General features: G+C 71.2%; 17 protein-coding genes. 7 read left to right on the top strand and 10 right to left on the bottom strand.

Annotation, left to right across the window (positions count from 1 at the left end; all coding sequences use genetic code 11):
- Positions 1 to 4 precede the first annotated feature (4 nt).
- Both Aco04nite_RS34210 and Aco04nite_RS34205 read right to left on the bottom strand, forming a co-directional pair.
- Positions 5 to 895 carry a hypothetical protein gene (locus Aco04nite_RS34210; protein WP_213001375.1) on the bottom strand — a complete coding sequence of 297 codons (891 nt, stop codon included), beginning with the start codon at positions 893 to 895 and terminating at the stop codon, positions 5 to 7.
- 120 nt (positions 896 to 1,015) lie between these two features.
- Positions 1,016 to 1,153 carry a hypothetical protein gene (locus tag Aco04nite_RS34205; protein WP_213001374.1) on the bottom strand — a complete coding sequence of 46 codons (138 nt, stop codon included), beginning with the start codon at positions 1,151 to 1,153 and terminating at the stop codon, positions 1,016 to 1,018.
- Between the two features lie 210 nt (positions 1,154 to 1,363).
- Between Aco04nite_RS34205 and Aco04nite_RS34200 the strand changes: the two genes are divergently transcribed.
- From Aco04nite_RS34200 to Aco04nite_RS34180, 5 genes are read left to right on the top strand one after another with little or no spacing between them, the layout of a single operon-like run.
- Positions 1,364 to 3,370 (top strand): alpha-1,4-glucan--maltose-1-phosphate maltosyltransferase, encoded by a 2,007-nt coding sequence (locus tag Aco04nite_RS34200; RefSeq protein ID WP_213001433.1) that lies wholly within the window; start codon positions 1,364 to 1,366, stop codon positions 3,368 to 3,370.
- Entirely contained in the window at positions 3,367 to 3,912 is a 546-nt protein-coding gene (locus Aco04nite_RS34195; protein ID WP_244876492.1) for a hypothetical protein, read from the top strand. The genes Aco04nite_RS34200 and Aco04nite_RS34195 overlap by 4 nt, the downstream gene beginning before the upstream one ends.
- A gap of 43 nt (positions 3,913 to 3,955) precedes the next feature.
- Positions 3,956 to 4,537 carry a PadR family transcriptional regulator gene (locus tag Aco04nite_RS34190; protein WP_213001373.1) on the top strand — a complete coding sequence of 194 codons (582 nt, stop codon included), beginning with the start codon at positions 3,956 to 3,958 and terminating at the stop codon, positions 4,535 to 4,537.
- On the top strand, positions 4,534 to 5,256 hold the full coding sequence (locus Aco04nite_RS34185) for an ABC transporter ATP-binding protein (protein ID WP_213001372.1): 723 nt from the start codon (positions 4,534 to 4,536) through the stop codon (positions 5,254 to 5,256). The genes Aco04nite_RS34190 and Aco04nite_RS34185 overlap by 4 nt, the downstream gene beginning before the upstream one ends.
- The gene (locus Aco04nite_RS34180) at positions 5,253 to 7,898 is read left to right on the top strand and encodes an FtsX-like permease family protein (RefSeq protein WP_213001371.1); all 2,646 of its coding nucleotides are present in this window, start codon (positions 5,253 to 5,255) and stop codon (positions 7,896 to 7,898) included. The genes Aco04nite_RS34185 and Aco04nite_RS34180 overlap by 4 nt, the downstream gene beginning before the upstream one ends.
- Positions 7,899 to 7,992: 94 nt before the next feature.
- On the opposite strand, the gene Aco04nite_RS34175 is transcribed toward Aco04nite_RS34180, so the two are convergent.
- Positions 7,993 to 8,448, bottom strand: a complete 456-nt coding sequence (locus Aco04nite_RS34175; protein ID WP_213001370.1) for a VOC family protein — start codon at positions 8,446 to 8,448, stop codon at positions 7,993 to 7,995.
- Between the two features lie 63 nt (positions 8,449 to 8,511).
- Here Aco04nite_RS34175 and Aco04nite_RS34170 point away from each other — a divergent pair, with 63 nt between their 5' ends.
- Entirely contained in the window at positions 8,512 to 9,483 is a 972-nt protein-coding gene (locus Aco04nite_RS34170; RefSeq protein WP_213001369.1) for a helix-turn-helix transcriptional regulator, read from the top strand.
- Positions 9,484 to 9,495: 12 nt separating this feature from the next.
- On the opposite strand, the gene Aco04nite_RS34165 is transcribed toward Aco04nite_RS34170, so the two are convergent.
- From Aco04nite_RS34165 to Aco04nite_RS34155, 3 genes are all read right to left on the bottom strand, one after another.
- Positions 9,496 to 10,989 (bottom strand): cellulase family glycosylhydrolase, encoded by a 1,494-nt coding sequence (locus Aco04nite_RS34165; RefSeq protein WP_213001368.1) that lies wholly within the window; start codon positions 10,987 to 10,989, stop codon positions 9,496 to 9,498.
- Between the two features lie 141 nt (positions 10,990 to 11,130).
- Positions 11,131 to 11,517, bottom strand: a complete 387-nt coding sequence (locus tag Aco04nite_RS34160; RefSeq protein WP_203843106.1) for a hypothetical protein — start codon at positions 11,515 to 11,517, stop codon at positions 11,131 to 11,133.
- Between the two features lie 47 nt (positions 11,518 to 11,564).
- Positions 11,565 to 12,038 (bottom strand): Rv0361 family membrane protein, encoded by a 474-nt coding sequence (locus Aco04nite_RS34155; RefSeq protein ID WP_213001367.1) that lies wholly within the window; start codon positions 12,036 to 12,038, stop codon positions 11,565 to 11,567.
- Between the two features lie 21 nt (positions 12,039 to 12,059).
- On the opposite strand from Aco04nite_RS34155, the gene Aco04nite_RS34150 reads away from it, so the two are divergent.
- Positions 12,060 to 12,536, top strand: a complete 477-nt coding sequence (locus Aco04nite_RS34150) for an NUDIX domain-containing protein (RefSeq protein ID WP_213001366.1) — start codon at positions 12,060 to 12,062, stop codon at positions 12,534 to 12,536.
- A gap of 7 nt (positions 12,537 to 12,543) precedes the next feature.
- Here the strand turns inward: Aco04nite_RS34150 and Aco04nite_RS34145 are convergent, their stop codons facing one another.
- From Aco04nite_RS34145 to Aco04nite_RS34130, 4 genes are all read right to left on the bottom strand, one after another.
- Positions 12,544 to 13,047, bottom strand: coding sequence for an acyl-CoA thioesterase (locus tag Aco04nite_RS34145; protein WP_213001365.1), 504 nt, complete (start codon positions 13,045 to 13,047; stop codon positions 12,544 to 12,546).
- Between the two features lie 29 nt (positions 13,048 to 13,076).
- On the bottom strand, positions 13,077 to 13,772 hold the full coding sequence (locus Aco04nite_RS34140; protein WP_244876491.1) for a polyamine aminopropyltransferase: 696 nt from the start codon (positions 13,770 to 13,772) through the stop codon (positions 13,077 to 13,079).
- A 58-nt stretch (positions 13,773 to 13,830) separates the two neighbouring features.
- A complete protein-coding gene (locus Aco04nite_RS34135) occupies positions 13,831 to 14,658 on the bottom strand; it encodes an SDR family NAD(P)-dependent oxidoreductase (protein WP_213001364.1) in 828 nt (275 codons plus the stop codon).
- A 67-nt stretch (positions 14,659 to 14,725) separates the two neighbouring features.
- On the bottom strand, positions 14,726 to 15,706 hold the full coding sequence (locus Aco04nite_RS34130; RefSeq protein WP_213001363.1) for a helix-turn-helix transcriptional regulator: 981 nt from the start codon (positions 15,704 to 15,706) through the stop codon (positions 14,726 to 14,728).
- Positions 15,707 to 15,785 lie beyond the last annotated feature (79 nt).

Below are 15,785 nucleotides of genomic sequence, written 5' to 3'. Positions count from 1 at the left end.
AGCCCTACCTCGCCTGCGCGGGAACGTCGGCGTACCTCTTGGCGCCACTGACGACCAGCTCGGCGTCCATCGTGGTGCCCCAGCGCGCGTCCGACATGACCGCCACGGCCTCGTCGAGGGTGAGCGCCGGCTCGGTCGGCTTGCCGTCGTCGTCCAGGCAGGTCGCGATGTCCATCTCCAGATGGCCACCGGCCGGGTAGGAGGCATAAACCACAGTGGACTGTACGCAGTTGGCGTCCGCCGCCGCGAACGTCTCGAGTTTCACCATGCCCGGCGTGGCGGACGTGTCCCGCAACGGCTTGAGCCAGACCCGCAGCATGCCGGGCCCCTTGCCGGTGTCGAGATACACCTGCGCGAACAGCCCGTCATCGGAGTTCGCCGCCAGTTTGCTGACCTTGCCCTTCGGCAGCAGCTGCGTGAGCAGCTCCAGCACCGACTTGTCCGTCGCCGCCACCTGCTTACCCGTCCCGCGCTCACCCCGCAGCGGCACGTCCCACATCTTGGATTCCGGAACCGAGCCCACGCTCGTCCGATAGGGGAAACTGACCTCCGGCGACGGCGTCCCGCCCGCGCTCCCACCCGACGGCAGGACCTCGACCGGCTCGGACACCGATGGCGGGGTCTCCGACGGCAGGCTTTCTGCCTGCGGGGTCTCCGACGGCAGGGCACCAGCCGCCAGACCCGGCGCGGTGCGAGGACTACCGGCCGGCCACGAGACCACCGTCCCGGCCACGACCACCCCCAGCACCGCGAACGCGGCACCCACCATCGCCGCCCGCCGCCGCCTGGCGATCCGCCGGCCACCGTCCATCGCCACCGCCACGATGTCCCCCAGCGGCGGCGGGCGCTCCTCGCCCAGCTCGGAACGCATCAGCGCCCTAAGATCCTCGGTCACCCTCGTCCTTCCCCGCTCCCGCACTCCTCACCTCGGTAGACGCAACGACCACCCCCTCCGGTGACACCCAACCCGAGAATTCACCGAACCCGGCGGCCTTCCCCTGCTGTGACACCCGGCTCAGCCGATGTCACGAGCACGGGCGAAAGCCATCGCCAGGGCATGCTCGACGGCCCTGTCGAGGCTGTCGTGCAGCCACTCCTGAGGCCCGCCGACCAGGCCGGTGAACGCCGGCAGGCACTCCGGCCCGCACGCCACCGCGACGGGAAAACCTCAACCGGCTCCCAATTCATGCCGCCTCATCAGCGGTCGCTGCGGCGTACCCCGAGCAGTTGGTGAAGGTCCCGGCAGTGACCTCGATGTCGCGGATCGGGGCCTGCCAGGGGTCGGAGAGGGCGCGTTCCATGAATGACATCCCAACACAGCGGTATGACGGAAAATGGGTTAGCGTCGTCCGTTGTGACGAGAATGCCCTGGCCAGGTGCGGCCCGGCGGCCCATCGGCCGTATCCCCGTGGTGGACGTCGCCCCGGTTGTCGACGGTGGCAACCGGCCGGCGAAATCGGTGGTCGGCGAGGAGTTCGCGGTGACCGCGACCGTGTTCCGGGAGGGACACGAGGCGGTGAGCGCCACCGTCGTGCTCACCGATCCGCTCGGCGGCGCGCACCACCTGCCGATGACCAGGGTCAACGCCGGGCTGGACGCCTGGTCCGCCACGGTCAGCGCGGACCGGACCGGGGCGTGGTCCTACCGGGTCGAGGGCTGGTCCGACCCGTACGGCACCTGGAACCACGACGCCGTGATCAAGGTCGGTGCCGGGGTGGACGTCGAGCTGATGCTCGAGGAGGGCGCGCAGGTCCTCGAGCGGGCCGTGGCGGAGGTGCCCCGGAGCAAGGAGCAGGCCGCCGCGCTGACCGACGCGATCACCGGGCTGCGCGACACCCGGGACGAGCCGGAGGTGCGGCTGGGTGCGGGCGTCTCGGCGGCCGTCCGGGGCGAGCTGGCCGCCCGGCCGCTGCGGGACCACGTCTCGGCCTCCCCGGAGCATCCGTGGCTGGTCGAACGCGACCGTGCGCTCTACGGCGCCTGGTACGAATTCTTCCCCCGCTCCGAGGGCGCGACGTTCACCGACGGCACGTGGAGCAGCGGCACGTTCGCCACGGCGGCGCAGCGCCTCACCGCGGTCGCCGCCATGGGCTTCGACGTCATCTATCTGACCCCGATCCACCCGATCGGCGAGGTCAACCGCAAGGGCCGCAACAACTCACTGCATGCGACACCCTACGATCCGGGCTCACCGTACGCGATCGGCTCCGCCCAGGGCGGCCACGACGCGATCCACCCCGATCTGGGTACGTTCGCCGACTTCGACGACTTCACCGCGCGGGCCCGCGAGCTCGGCCTCGAGGTGGCCCTGGACCTCGCGCTGAACTGCGCCCCCGACCACCCCTGGGTCACCGAGCATCCGGAGTGGTTCACCACGCGGGCGGACGGCTCCATCGCGTACGCGGAGAATCCGCCCAAGAAGTACCAGGACATCTACCCGCTGAACTTCGACAACGACCCCGAGGGCCTGTACGCCGAACTCCTGCGCGTCGTCCGGCTCTGGATCGGCCACGGCGTCACGATCTTCCGGGTCGACAACCCGCACACCAAGCCGCTGGGCTTCTGGGAGCGGCTGATCGCCGAGATCGCCACCGAGCACCCCGGCATCATCTGGCTCGCGGAGGCGTTCACCCGCCCGCCGATGATGCACACGCTGGCGAAGATCGGGTTCCAGCAGTCGTACACCTACTACACCTGGCGGCACACCAAGAGCGAGATCCAGGAGTACGCCACGGAGCTCGCCGGTCCGGCAGCCGCCTACATGCGACCCAGCTTCTGGCCCACCACGCACGACATCCTGACCCCGTTCCTGCAGCACGGCGGCCCGGCGGCGTGGAAGATGCGCGCCGCGCTCGCCGCCACGCTGGTGCCGACGTACGGCATCTACGCCGGCTACGAACTGCGGGAACACGTCGCACGCCCGGGCGCCGAGGAGCAGATCGACAACGAGAAGTACGAGTACAAGAACCGCCACTGGGACGAGCAGAACGACACCCTGGCGCCGTACCTCACCCGTCTGAACGAGATCCGTCGCGCCCACCCGGCCCTGCACTGGCTGCGCAACCTGCGCTTCCACTACTCCGACGACGACAACATCCTGGTCTTCTCCAAGTCCCGCCGCGTCTACGACCGCGACGACACCATCCTCGTCGTCGCCAACCTCGCCCCGGACCACTCCCGCGACACGGTCATCCACCTGACCATGCCGGAGCTCGGCCTCGGCTGGCACGACACGTTCACCGCCCACGACCTCATCACCGGCGAACACTGGAACTGGTCCGAACACAACTTCATCCGTCTCGGCCCGGAATCGGAACCGGTCCACATCGTTCACGTCTCCTCGGACAACCGCTGGGACCAGCACGCATGACCGACGCGGTACGCCGCCGCTTCCTCGACGCGGCGGTCGTGCCGGCACCACCGCCGTGGCACCAGGTCGCGTGTGCGGCGGTGGGTGGCCTGGTCGGGGTCGGCTTCGCGCCGGACCCGGCCTCCGGGCGCGAACTGCTGATGGCGGTGAGCCACAACGGCCACGGCCTCTTCGACCCGGCGGACGGCGAGCTTCTCGCGCGTGACGAGGACCCGGCGTCGCTCTATCCGGACGACGAGGAGCTGACCTGCCCCGGTCCGGGGTTGCTCGCCGGCCGGGCGGTGCGGATCGCCGGGTTGTACGGCGGGGGCCTGCACACCACCGCACCGGACGGCTGGAGCGTGGACATCGTCGCGCCCGACTGGCCGTCCGAGCGCGTGCTGCTGTCGTACCGGGCAAGTCCGTACACGGCCGCTGAGCAGCAGGGATGGTGGCACATCCACCACAACACGGTCTCCGAGCTCCGGGCCACGGGCTTCTCCCCCTCCGGTGCCTTCCTCGTCATCGCGACTACCAGCGACGTCACGATCTGGGCCCGCTGACGCAACTTGCCCTGAGCATACTCGGTATGCATACTCCGTAGGCATGAGTATTCGTCACGGCTTGCTGGCTCTGCTCGAGCGGGGGCCGATGTACGGCTACCAGTTGCGCGTCGCGTTCGAGGAGAGCGTCGGCGGGACCTGGTCGCTGAACATCGGGCAGGTCTACACCACGTTGTCGCGCCTCGAACGGGACGGGTTCGTGGTCGCGCTGCCGGCGAGCGAGGGCGGGCAGCGTCCGTACGAGCTGACCGGGCCCGGGCGCACCGAGCTGGCCTCCTGGTTCGCCACGCCGCTCGAGCGCACCGACCGGCCGCGCGACGAGCTGGCGATCAAGCTGGCGCTCGCGATGACCACTCCCGGGGTGGATGTCGCGGCGGTGGTGCAGAGTCAGCGGACCTCCGGCATGCGGGCGTTGCAGGAATACACCCGGCTCAAGGTACGCAGTGACAAGCGCGCGCAGGGCGATCTGTCCTGGCTCCTGGTGCTGGACGCGATGATCTTCCAGTGCGAGGCGGAGATCCGCTGGCTGGACCACTGCGAGGCCACGATCCTCCGGGACCGCCCCGCCCCCGCGCCCGCAGCACAGCCCGCCCCCGCCGCTGACCGGGAAGAGGCGAAGTCGTGAGCCCCGACGTCCTCGAGCTCCGCGACGTCCACCGCACCCACGGCACCGGCGAGGCCGCCGTGCACGCGCTGCGCGGGGTCACGTTGCGCGTGCGGCCCGGGGAACTGGTGGCGATCATGGGTCCGTCCGGTTCCGGGAAGTCCACCCTGCTCAATCTGGCCGGCGGCCTGGACAGCCCGTCCGACGGCGAGGTGCTCGTCGAGGGCACCGCGCTGAGCGACCTGTCGCACCGCCGGCTCGCCGCTGTCCGCCGCCGGACCGTCGGGTACGTGTTCCAGGACTTCAACCTGCTGCCCAGCCTGACCGCGGCCGAGAACGTGGCGCTGCCCCTGGAGCTGGACGGCGTCGGCGTGCGGGCGGCCCGGCGCGCCGCGATCGCCTCGCTGGGTGAGGTCGGGCTGGCGGAGCTGGCCCGGCGCTTCCCCGACGAGATGTCCGGCGGGCAGCAGCAGCGGGTCGCCATCGCCCGCGCGCTGGTCGGCGATCGGCGGCTGGTGCTGGCGGACGAGCCGACCGGGGCGCTGGACTCGCAGACCGGCGAGGCGGTGCTGCGGGTGCTGCGCGACCGGGTCGACGCGGGCGCGGCCGGTCTGCTGGTCACGCACGAGGCCCGCCACGCAGGCTGGGCGGACCGGGTGATCTTCCTGCGCGACGGCGTGGTCATCGACTCGTCCGGGCCGCTCGGCACCGCCGAGGACCTGCTGGAGCACACCTCATGACGTTCATCGGGTCGTGGGTGACAGCACTGCGGATCGCCCGCCGCGAGATGAGCCGGGCCAAGGGGCGATCCGCCCTGGTGGTGGCCATGATCGCGCTGCCGGTGTGTGCGCTCGGCTACGCCGCCGCCTCGTACGACATGTTCACGCTCACGCCGACGGAGCAGGTCACCCGCGAGCTGGGCAGTGCCGACGCGCTCCTCCAGCCGTTGCTGGACGGCCCGGTCACGCAGGACGCGACCGGCGAGGACTGGCGGCCGCAGGACATCGGCGAGCACCGGGGGTCGGACGGCCTGACCGAGGCCGGCATGCTGGCCCGGCTGCCCAGCGGGAGCCGCGTCGTCCCCTTCGCCTCCGAGGAGCGGGAGTTCCGGACGGCGACCGGCGGCCTCGCGCCGGCCGACGCGTACGAGATGGATCTGGGCGATCCGATCCACCACGGCCGGGTCGAACTCATCGGTGGCCGGGCTCCCGCGGCACCGGGTGAGGTGGCGATGTCGAAGGCCGCCCGGGCGCGGTTCGGGGACACGATCCAGACCCCGGACGGCCGGCGCACCTGGACCTCTGTCGGCACCGTGGAGTTCCCCGCGGACCTGGGCGAGGTCCTGGTGTTCGCCCTCGGGGGCGAAACCCCCGGGAGCGGAACGCCGTCGGCGTGGCTGGCAGACACCCCGGCGCCGATCGGGTGGGACGAGGTGCTCGACCTCAACCGGTCCGGCATCATCGTCAAATCCCGGGCCGTGCTGCTGAATCCCCCGGACCTCGGAGACACCGATCCCGAGCTGCCCGGACGGCTGTCGCTCGTGCCGGTGGTCGTCGGGCTCGCCGTGCTGGAGATCGTGCTGCTGGCCGGCCCCGCGTTCGCCGTCGGTGCCCGGCGAAGGCAACGGTCGCTGGCGCTGATCGCGGCGAACGGTGGCACCCGGGCGCACCTGCGCAGGATCGTGCTCGCGGACGGCGTCCTGCTCGGCCTGGCCGGGGCGGTCCCCGGGCTCGCGCTCGCCGTGGTGCTGGCGGTCGTGGCCCGCCCGCTCGCGGAACAGATGCTGGTCGGCGAGCGGGCCGGGGGGTACCGGTTCGATCCGCCGGTGCTCGCCGGGATCGCGGTGCTCGCCGTGGTCACCGGGCTGCTGGCCGCTGCTGTGCCGGCGGTCACCGCCGCCCGCACTGATGTGGTGACGGCGCTGGCCGGCCGCCGCGGCGTGGTCCGGGCGAAACGCCGCTGGCCGGTCGCCGGTCTGGTGCTGGCCGGCCTCGGTGCCGCTGCCGCCGCCGCGGGCGCCTCGACCGCGCACGTCACGGTGATCGCCGCCGGCCTCGCCGTCGTCCAGATCGGACTGGTGCTGTGCACGCCGGCGCTGGTCGGCGTGCTCGCCAAGCTGGGCGGCTTCCTGCCGCCCGCGCCCCGGATCGCGCTGCGGGACACGGCACGCAACCGTGCCGCCTCGGCGCCCGCGGTCTCCGCCGTGATGGCCGCGGTCGCCGGCACCGTCGCGATCGGCGTCTACCTGGCGAGCGCCGCCGACCAGCGGGAGCAGAACCACACCCCGGCGCTGCCGATCGGCTACGTCGCGGCCACCTACGCACCGGGCACTGCCACCCAGGCACGCGACGCCGTCGCCGCGGCGCTCCCGGACGCGCACCTGACGGAGATCCCGGTGACCGTCTGCCCGGACGATCCCACGTCGACGGGCTGCCAGCTCATCCCCGTGCGTACGCTCGAACAGCAATGCCCCGGCGAGCGCAATCCACCGGTCACCCGCGCGGAGCGGGATGCGCTCTTCGCCGATCCGCGCTGCGTCAGGGAACACATCACCCAGGGTTCCGGCTACGCGGTGTTCCCGTCGGTGGTCGGCGGCCGGGACGTGGTGGCGGCGATGACCGGGGCGTCCGGCGCCGACCTGGACCGGGCCGCCGCCACGCTGGCCCGCGGTGGTGCCGTCGTCACCGACCCGTTCCTCATCGACAACGGCATGGTCAAGGTCGTGATCAGCACGCCGACATCGGAGCTGGGGAAGTCGGTCCCGGTTCCGGGCTACCTGCTGCAGGCCGGACCGTACGCAGGAAGCGTCCTCTCCCCCGTAATAGCCCACCGCGCCGGTTTCAAGGTGACCGCGGGAGGTGTCGTCGCCGCCACCACGGGCGTTCCGGCGACCACGGTGACCGATCGGCTCAACGCCGCACTCGCCGGGGCAGGCACCCAGCACGCCTTCGTGGAGACCGGCCCGGAGAACGACAACGCACCGTTCCTCTACATGCTCGCGGCGGCGTCGGCGCTCATCACGCTGGGCGCGGCGGCGACGGCGACCGGGCTGGCCGCCGCGGACGGGCGGGCGGATCTCGCCACGCTCGCCGCGGTCGGCGCGGCGCCGGTCGTGCGGCGGCTGCTGTCGCTCAGCCAGTCCGGCGTCATCGCGGGGCTCGGGTCGGTGCTCGGCATCGCGGCCGGAATCGGGTCCGCCTTCGCGGTACTGGCCGCCACGAACCTCAGCCACGAGCAGGTGTGGCCGGCGCCGACGCCGTACCCGCTGGCCGTACCGTGGCTGCATGTGGTCCTGATCCTGGTCGTTCCGCTCGTGGCGATGCTCGGTGCGGGCCTGCTCACCCGATCCCGGCTGCCGGTCGAACGCCGCCGTCCTACCTAGAGCGGCGGCGCGGGCCGGGCTCAGCGTCGGGGGCCGGGCTCAGCGTCGGCGGGCCGGGGCTGCCGGGCACGGCGGCCCCGGACCGGGGAGCACGTCAGGCGGCGGCGGTGACCTGGAGGATCCAGGTGACGCCGAAGCGGTCGGTCAGCATGCCGAAGCCGGGTGAGAACGCCGACGGCGCGAACTTCTCGACGACCTCGGCGCCGTCGGCGAGCTTGTCCCACAGCGGGCTGACCTCGTCGAGGGTCTCCCCGGCGACGGAGACGAAGAACTTCTCGCCGGTCAGCGTCATGCCCTGCGACCGGGTGGTGCCGGCGTGTGCGGCGGGTGCCGGGGACTGGCTGGGGGCGTCGTACGCCATGATCCGGAAGCCGTTGTCGGCCGTGACCTGGCCGAAGACGACCTTGTCGGCGCCGGGCAGGTCCTTGGGCATCCCGAAGTCGGCGTACGCGACGACTGTGAGGTGGCCGCCGAACACCGACCGGTAGAACTCGAGGGCCTCCCGGGCTTCGCCGCGGAAGTTGAGGTGGGTCGTGGTGGTGATCGTCATGCGGCTGAGATTCGCAGCAGTAGGTGCCAGGGAGTGTCACCTACTTCGGGCAGAATCGGATTCATGCCGAAGACCTCAGCCCGACTGCTGGCCCTGCTGTCGTTGCTGCAGACCCGCCGGGACTGGTCCGGCACGGTCCTCGCCGACCGGCTCGACATCAGCCTGCGCACCGTACGCCGCGACGTCGACCGGCTCCGCGAGCTCGGCTACCCCATCGCCGCGATCAAGGGCCCCGACGGCGGATACCGGCTCCGCGCCGGCACCGAGCTGCCCCCGCTGCTGTTCGACGACGAGCAGGCGGTCGCCCTCACCGTCGCGCTGCAGATCGCCGCGACCACCCCGGGCAACGGGCTCGCCGAGGCCGCCGAACGCGCGCTGGCCACCATCCGGCAGGTCCTGCCCTCCCGGCTGCGGCACCGCATCAACGCGCTGCAGGTCACCGCCGTCGAACGGCCCACGACCAGGCCGGCCATCCCGGTCGGCGGCGACACCCTGCTGGCCATCAGCAACGCGGTGCATGCCCGCGAGATCCTGCGCTTCGACTACGGCGACAGCACACGCCGCGTCGAGCCCCATCACGTCATCATCTGGGACGGCCGCTGGTATCTGATCGCCTGGGACCTCGACCGCGACGACTGGCGTACGTTCCGCGCGGACCGGATCGCCCTGCGTACGCCGAACGGTCCGCGCTTCACCCCTCGGGACGTGCCCGGTGGCGACGTCGCCACCTACGTGACCAGCACGTTCCGTGGTTCGAGCGACGCCACGGGACGATGGCCCTGCCAGGGCACGGTGATCCTCGACCTGCCCGCGGCGACCGTGGCCCTCTACACCCGCGACGGCCTGGTGGAGGAGGCCGGTCCCGACCGGTGCCGGCTCACTCTCGGGTCGTGGTCCTGGCCCAGCCTGGCGGCGGCGATCGCCCGCTACGACGCCGACATCGAGGTGATCGGCCCCGCCGAGCTGACCGCCGCCTTCACGCACCTCGCCGGCCGCTTCACCCGGATCGGGGCGAAACGTGCCGGCGAGGCGTGACGGACCGAGTGATCAGCTGGTCGGGAAGTTGTCCGCCGTACGGATGCGGCTGCGCAGCAGGGCACCCGATTCGGTGAGGATGCTCGTGCCGGTGAAGGTCCCGCTCGCGCAGGTGCCCTTCTTCAGCGCGCCGCTGCCCTCGTCCGCGTCGGAGAACGTCCAGTTGGCGTAGCTGATATTCAGGCGGTCGAGCAGGTCGAGCCAGGCCGTGCTGCTGGCCGTGTCGACCGCGCCGCCGCCGCTGGCGGAGACCGTGCCGAACTCGGTGACGAACAGCGGCAGCGAGGACGCGGCCCTGGTGACCTCGTCGCGGTAGTTGTCCTTGTGGGACGCCGCGTAGAAGTGGAACGTGTACATGATGTTCGTGGCCTTGACCGGGTTCGCGATGATCTCGCTCGACGAGGAGCCGTCCGAGACGCCCAGCGAGGACCAGCCGCGGGTGCCGACGATGATCACGGCGTCCGGGTCGTTCGCGCGGATGACCGGGATGACCTGCTCGGCGTAGCTCTTGATGCCGGCCCAGCTGACACCGTTGGGCTCGTTCGCGATCTCGTAGATGACGTTCTTCTTGGCGGCGTTGCGGGCGCTGACCGCGGCGAAGAACGTCTTGGCCCGGTCCAGGTTGTAGTTCGGGTCACCGGGCGTGAGCGTGTGGAAGTCGATCAGCGCGTACATGCCGCGGGCCTCGGCGCTGTCGACCAGGCCGTTGACCTGGCTGGTGAACGCGGCCGGGTTGGTCTCGTAACCACCCTCCTGCACGTACATCGCGATGCGCAGCAGGTCGGCGTTCCAGTCGTTCGCGAGCGCGTCCAGTGAGGCGTTCGTGTAGCAGTTGGCGAACCACTGCAGTCCGTGCGTACTCATGCCGCGCAGTTGAATGGCCTTGTTGTACTGATTGCACAGGTTGACGCCGCAGACATGCAGCAGGCCGTTGACCCCGAGCGGAGTGCCGGACGCGGCGGGTGCCGTTGTGGCGGGCGCGGTGGTCGGTGCCGTGGTGCGCGACGGGGAGACCGAGGCGGTGGGAGACGGCGAGGAGGTCGTCGGGGCCACGGTCACGGGCTTCGAGGGTACGGGCGAAGCAGCCGGACTGGACCCGACCGGCGAGGCAGGCGTCGTCGTGAGACCGCAGTCGGCGCCGTTCACCTTGCAGCTCGTGGGCCGCCCGGTGCCGTTGACGATCATCCCGAACTCGGTCGTGGCGCCGGCGGCGATCGTCGCGTTCCACCCGGCCGGGGTGAACGTGTAGTTGCTGCCCGACACGGCCTGCGTCGCGTTCCAGACGTTGATCACCGACGTGCCGGTGGGCATCGTCAGCTCGACCTTCCAGTCGGTGATCTTGCTGTCCGCGGAGACCACCACGCTGGCCTGGTAGCCGGAGCCCCACGAATTCGTTACGGTGAACGCGGCGGTCTCCGCGGAGGCCGGCATCGCGATCAGTGCCACCGCCGAGGCCGCGGCGACCACCACGCCGGCCGCGAGGAGCTTGAGTTTTACCTTGCGCATTCGAGAGCTCCGTCAGGTCGGGGAGGGACGGCGACCTGGGAGCGCTCCCAGGTCGGCCCGACTCTAAACCGCAGATCCACTGCCAGGCAAAACTTCCTTTTGTACGCCTTAAGTCCGCGCAGTCGTTTCCGGAGCCCGGACTCAGTCCGAGGTGAACAGTCCCTGGATGCCGACGAGGATCGCGATGATCCCGAAGATCGCGAGCAGCAGCTGCGCCCCCGCGACCCCGCCCCGCTCGCCGGTGCCCAGCGGCTTGCGCCCGGTCAGCCGGTCCCACAGCAGCAGCACCCCGACCGCGATCCCGACGATCTCGAAGTGGAAAACGTGCGGCCCCGAGAACACGTGCACGATCAGGTAGTAGCCGCCCGCCACCAGCGCGACGATCCCGACGATCCACCCCCACGGCGCGATCTTGGCGGCAAACCTCCCGAACCCGTCCCCGACGGACGGCAGCCGCGTGAGCAGCGGAACGGCGAGCAGCAGCCCGCCCAGAATGTTGGCGAGATCGAGCAGCAACGCCATCAACATGACCGGAATTCCCTCCCCTAGCGAAGATCGACGGGGAGCCTAGTGCCCTACGCGGGGAAAGCGCACACCTTCCACCGTTCCCCCTCCTCCTCGACGACGTAGACCTCCTGGCCCCTGGTCCCGTCCTCACGCCGCAGTTCGACGCGCACGGTCGCCTGCCCCCGCGCCCAGTCCACGTCCGTCCCGGTGATCGAGTAACCGCTGAGCTCCTGCTTACGCCCGGCCAGATCCTCCTGCGCGTAATTCCCCCTGGCGTCCTCGCACAGCCCGTCCCAGCCCTGCTGACTGAGCCCGTCCCGGCTGTCCTCGATGAACGCGCTGGTCGCCTCGTTGACGTCGCTCTCGACATCGGACACATGCTTGACGCCGAGCACCAGCCGGATGATCCCGAACGCGCACCCCGCCGCGAACACCAGCGCCACCGAGACGAGCACGATGAGCCAGGTCCGGCGCTTACGGGGAGGTGGAGCGAGGACGGGGACGGCGGGACCGGGCGGGAACGGCGGCGGCGGCAAAGTCACCGCGCCACGATACTGGGTGCCATGAGTGATCAGGCGCCGCTGTCGGCGGACGAGATGCTGGACATCGTGGACGAGCAGGACCGGGTGGTGGGGCAGGCGCGGCGAGCCGACGCGTACGCCCGCAAACTGCGCCACCGGTGCAGCTTCGTCCACGTCCGCGACGGCGCCGGCCGGGTCTTCGTGCACCGCCGCACAGCCCGCAAACCGGTGTTCCCCTCCCACTACGACATGTTCGTCGGCGGCGTGGTCGGCGCCGGCGAGACGTACGACGAGGCGGCGTTGCGAGAGGCCGAGGAGGAACTCGGCGTCAGGGGACTGCCGGCGCCGGTGCCCCTGTTCAGGTTCCTCTACGAGACACCCGAGCACGCGTGGTGGTCGGCGGTCTACGAGGTCCGCTGCGACCTGCCCGTCCACCGCGCACAACGCGACTGTTCACAACCCGCTTCCGCAAAACCAGGCCGCGCACAACCAGGCGCACAGCGTGACGGGGGAAAATAAGGTGCCGTTAAAGGTGTTCGGGTTCGGCGAGGGCGCGGCGGAGGGCGAGGCGGTGCTCGCGGCGGATCTCGGCGCGGCGGAAGTTGCGACGGTCCTCGTCGGTCTCCGGGAGCAGCGGCGGGATGCGGCGGGGTTTGCCGTCGTCGTCGACCGCGACCATGACCAGGTGCGATGTGGCGACCATCGTGGCCGGCACCGCGCGGTCCCAGCGGTCCGCGGTGACGGTGACCGCGACCTCCATCGAGCTGCGACCCGCCCACGTGATCCGGGCCAGCACGTGCACCACGTCACCGACGCGGACGGCCTGCAGGAACGCGGTCTCGTCCATCGCCGCGGTGACCGCCGGGCCGTCCGAGTGCCGGGCCGCCACCACGCCGGCCACCGAGTCGATGAGGTTCAGGATCCGGCCGCCGTGGACCGTACCCATCAGGTTGGTGTGGTGTTGATCCATGATCTGCGACAACGTCAGCTCGGACGCCGAAGGCGGCCTGCCCTCCAGCTCAGCAGTCATGATCAACATCATACCCAGGGGGGTGGGGCTCAGCTCGCGACGTAGACCGTGTTGGCGGATTCGCCGCCGGTCAGCGGGTTGGGGAAGGCCACGACGTGGGCCTGCCAGGTCGGGAAGACCTCGCCGAGGACGGCGGTGAAGTCGTCGTCCGGCGGGTCGTCGGACCACAGGGCGAAGACGCCGCCGGGGTGCAGGTGAGCGGCCAGCCGGCGCAGGCCGTCGGGGGTGTAGAAGCTCGCATGGCTGGGGTGCAGCACGTGCCGGGGTGAGTGGTCGACGTCCAGCAGGATGGCGTGGAAGCGGCGGCTGTTGTCAAAGCCTTCCGGGGACGCGGCGAGGGCGAAGAAGTCGCCCTGCTGCAGAAGGGTGCGCGGGTCGCCGGTGAGCCGTTCCGACAGCGGCAGGAGACCCCGCTCGTGCCACTCGATCACCTGGCCGAGCGCGTCGACGACCCGCAGCGAGCGCACCCGGGGATCGTCGAGCGCGGCCCCCGCTGTGTAACCGAGACCCAGGCCGCCGACGACGACGTCGAGTTCAGCTCCCGGGGTAACCGCCAGGCCGAGGCGGGCGAGTTCGATCTCCGCGACCGTGAACAGGCTCGACATGAGGAAGTCGTCGTCGAGCTTCACCTCGTACACGTCGACCTTGAGGGCCGGGTCGAGGCGCCGGCGCAGGCTGATCGCCCCCATCGGGGTTTCCTGCCAGTCGAGCTCCGCGAATCGCACGGCCGGACCTTACGCCAGCCCGCCGCCGGCACCGGCCCCGGCACGCCCGCCGGGGGCGTTATTCCAGCCAGGTGGTGGTCGCCCCGAGGACGCGGCTGCCGTCCAGGTCGCCCAGGGAGAGACCGGCGAAGGCCCGGGCACCGTCCGAGGTCTGCCACCGGAACTGCGGGTCCGGGCTCAGACAGGCTTCGATCACGGTACGCGCGGCGTCCGGCGCGGCCTGCGCGCCGGCAAAGCTTCCCGAGGCCCGCTTCAGGTACGCCGCCAGCAGCCCGGCGTACGGATCTTCCGTCGCCGTACCACTGAGGTCGCCCGCCACGTTGCTGACGAAGTCGCTGGCCACCGCGCCGGGCTCGACGATGCAGACGCCGATGCCGAACCGCGCCACGACCGGTGCCAGGGACTGCATCAGCCCCTCGACCGCGAACTTGGCCCCGCAGTACGCGTCGGAGAACGGCTGCCCGACCGCCCCGCCGACACTGGTGACGGTGACGACCCTCCCTCGCCCGGCGGCGCGCATGCCGGGCAGCACGAGCCGGGTGAGCACGGCGACGCCCACGTAGTTCACCTCGAGTTGCGCGCGCAGGTCCTCGGTGCTGAGCTGCTCCAGCGTGGCGACCGAGCCCCGGCCCGCGTTGTTCACCAGCACGTCGACCCGCCCGAGCTCCGCGACGAGCGCGGTGGCCTGTGCCTCGTCGGTGACGTCGAGAGCGCGTACCTCGAGGGTCACGCCGTTCTCCTGCGCCACGGCCCGCAGCCGATCGGCCCTGCCCGGGTCCCGCATGGTCGCCACGACGCGCAGCCCGGCCGCGGCGAGCCCGACCGCGGTGTGCAGCCCGATGCCGCTCGACGTGCCGGTCACCAGGGCAAGTTGTTGATCACTCATGCGTACCAGTGTTGCAGGCAGATTTCCGTAGCAGGTGACGCCACGATCCCCGAGCGTGACGAGCGCCTCATAGCCAGTCGCGGCGTACGGCTTCCATGCCGGCCTGGAAGCGGGTGCGGGCGCCGAGCCGCTCCAGCAGGGCGTGCAGGTGACGCTGGACCGTGCGGACGCTCCAGCCGAACGTGCGCGCGATCACCGCGTCGGTGGCCCCGCTCGCCAGCAGGGTCAGCAGCTGGCGTTCCTGCGGGCCGAACGTCTCGTCGTCGATGCGGGTCTCCGTGCGGGTGATGGGGGTGGCCCGGTCCCAGGTCGCCTCGAACAGGCCGATGGTCAGATCCAGGAGCGAGGACGGATGCAGCACGTACGCGAGCTCGTTGCGATGGTCCGCCGCGGAGCTGACGATCGCCGCGGCGCCGTCGCTGATCACGATCTTGGCCGGAAGCGTGCCGCCGGCGCGGGCCCGCTCGCCGCGCCGGATGCCTTCGAGGATGTTGTCCATCCGGCCGGGCAGCGCCACCGACTCCGCGTCGTAGACGACCCGGTAGCCGACCCGTCCCGCCTGCAGGTGGTCGCGTTCCTCGAGGTTGGGGCCCTCGTCGCCGTGCTCGCCGGGCGGGACGAAGTACGGCGGCTTGTCGAACGAGCGCACCTCGAAACGGGCCGAGCGCTGGATCTGGACGAACGCGCGGTACACCTTGGACGAGCCCTCGATGATCTCGACGCTGCGGGGGCGCTGCCGGGCCGACTGCTCCGCGTGGAACGCCTCGTCGAGCCGGTTCAGGTGCTGCTGGAGCCGGCCGAGCTCGTGCTCCCGTTTGGCGATCAGCACCGAGCCCGCGAGGGACGGGGCGACGGCGGCGTAGCGGGCGGGGCGGCCGGGCGTACGCGTGACGAGCCCCCGCCCGACCAGGGTGGTCAACGCGCGGGTGATCCGGGCCGGGGTGAGCCCGGTGCGTCCGGCGAGCCCGGCGACCGTGGCCTGCCCGGGCGCGATCAGCGCCTCGTAGACCTTCGCCTCGACCTCGGGGATGCCGACGGTCTCCCACATACGCGCTCCCCATGATCATCGGTGGCCTGTCGTACAAGTGCCACCTGTCATAAAGCCGCATCGACGATCATCTTGTCCA

Source organism: Winogradskya consettensis, assembly GCF_018332715.1.
Lineage (GTDB): Bacteria > Actinomycetota > Actinomycetes > Mycobacteriales > Micromonosporaceae > Actinoplanes > Actinoplanes consettensis.
Note: the sequence above shows the minus strand (reverse complement) of the source record. Positions and strands in the feature narration are given on the sequence as shown.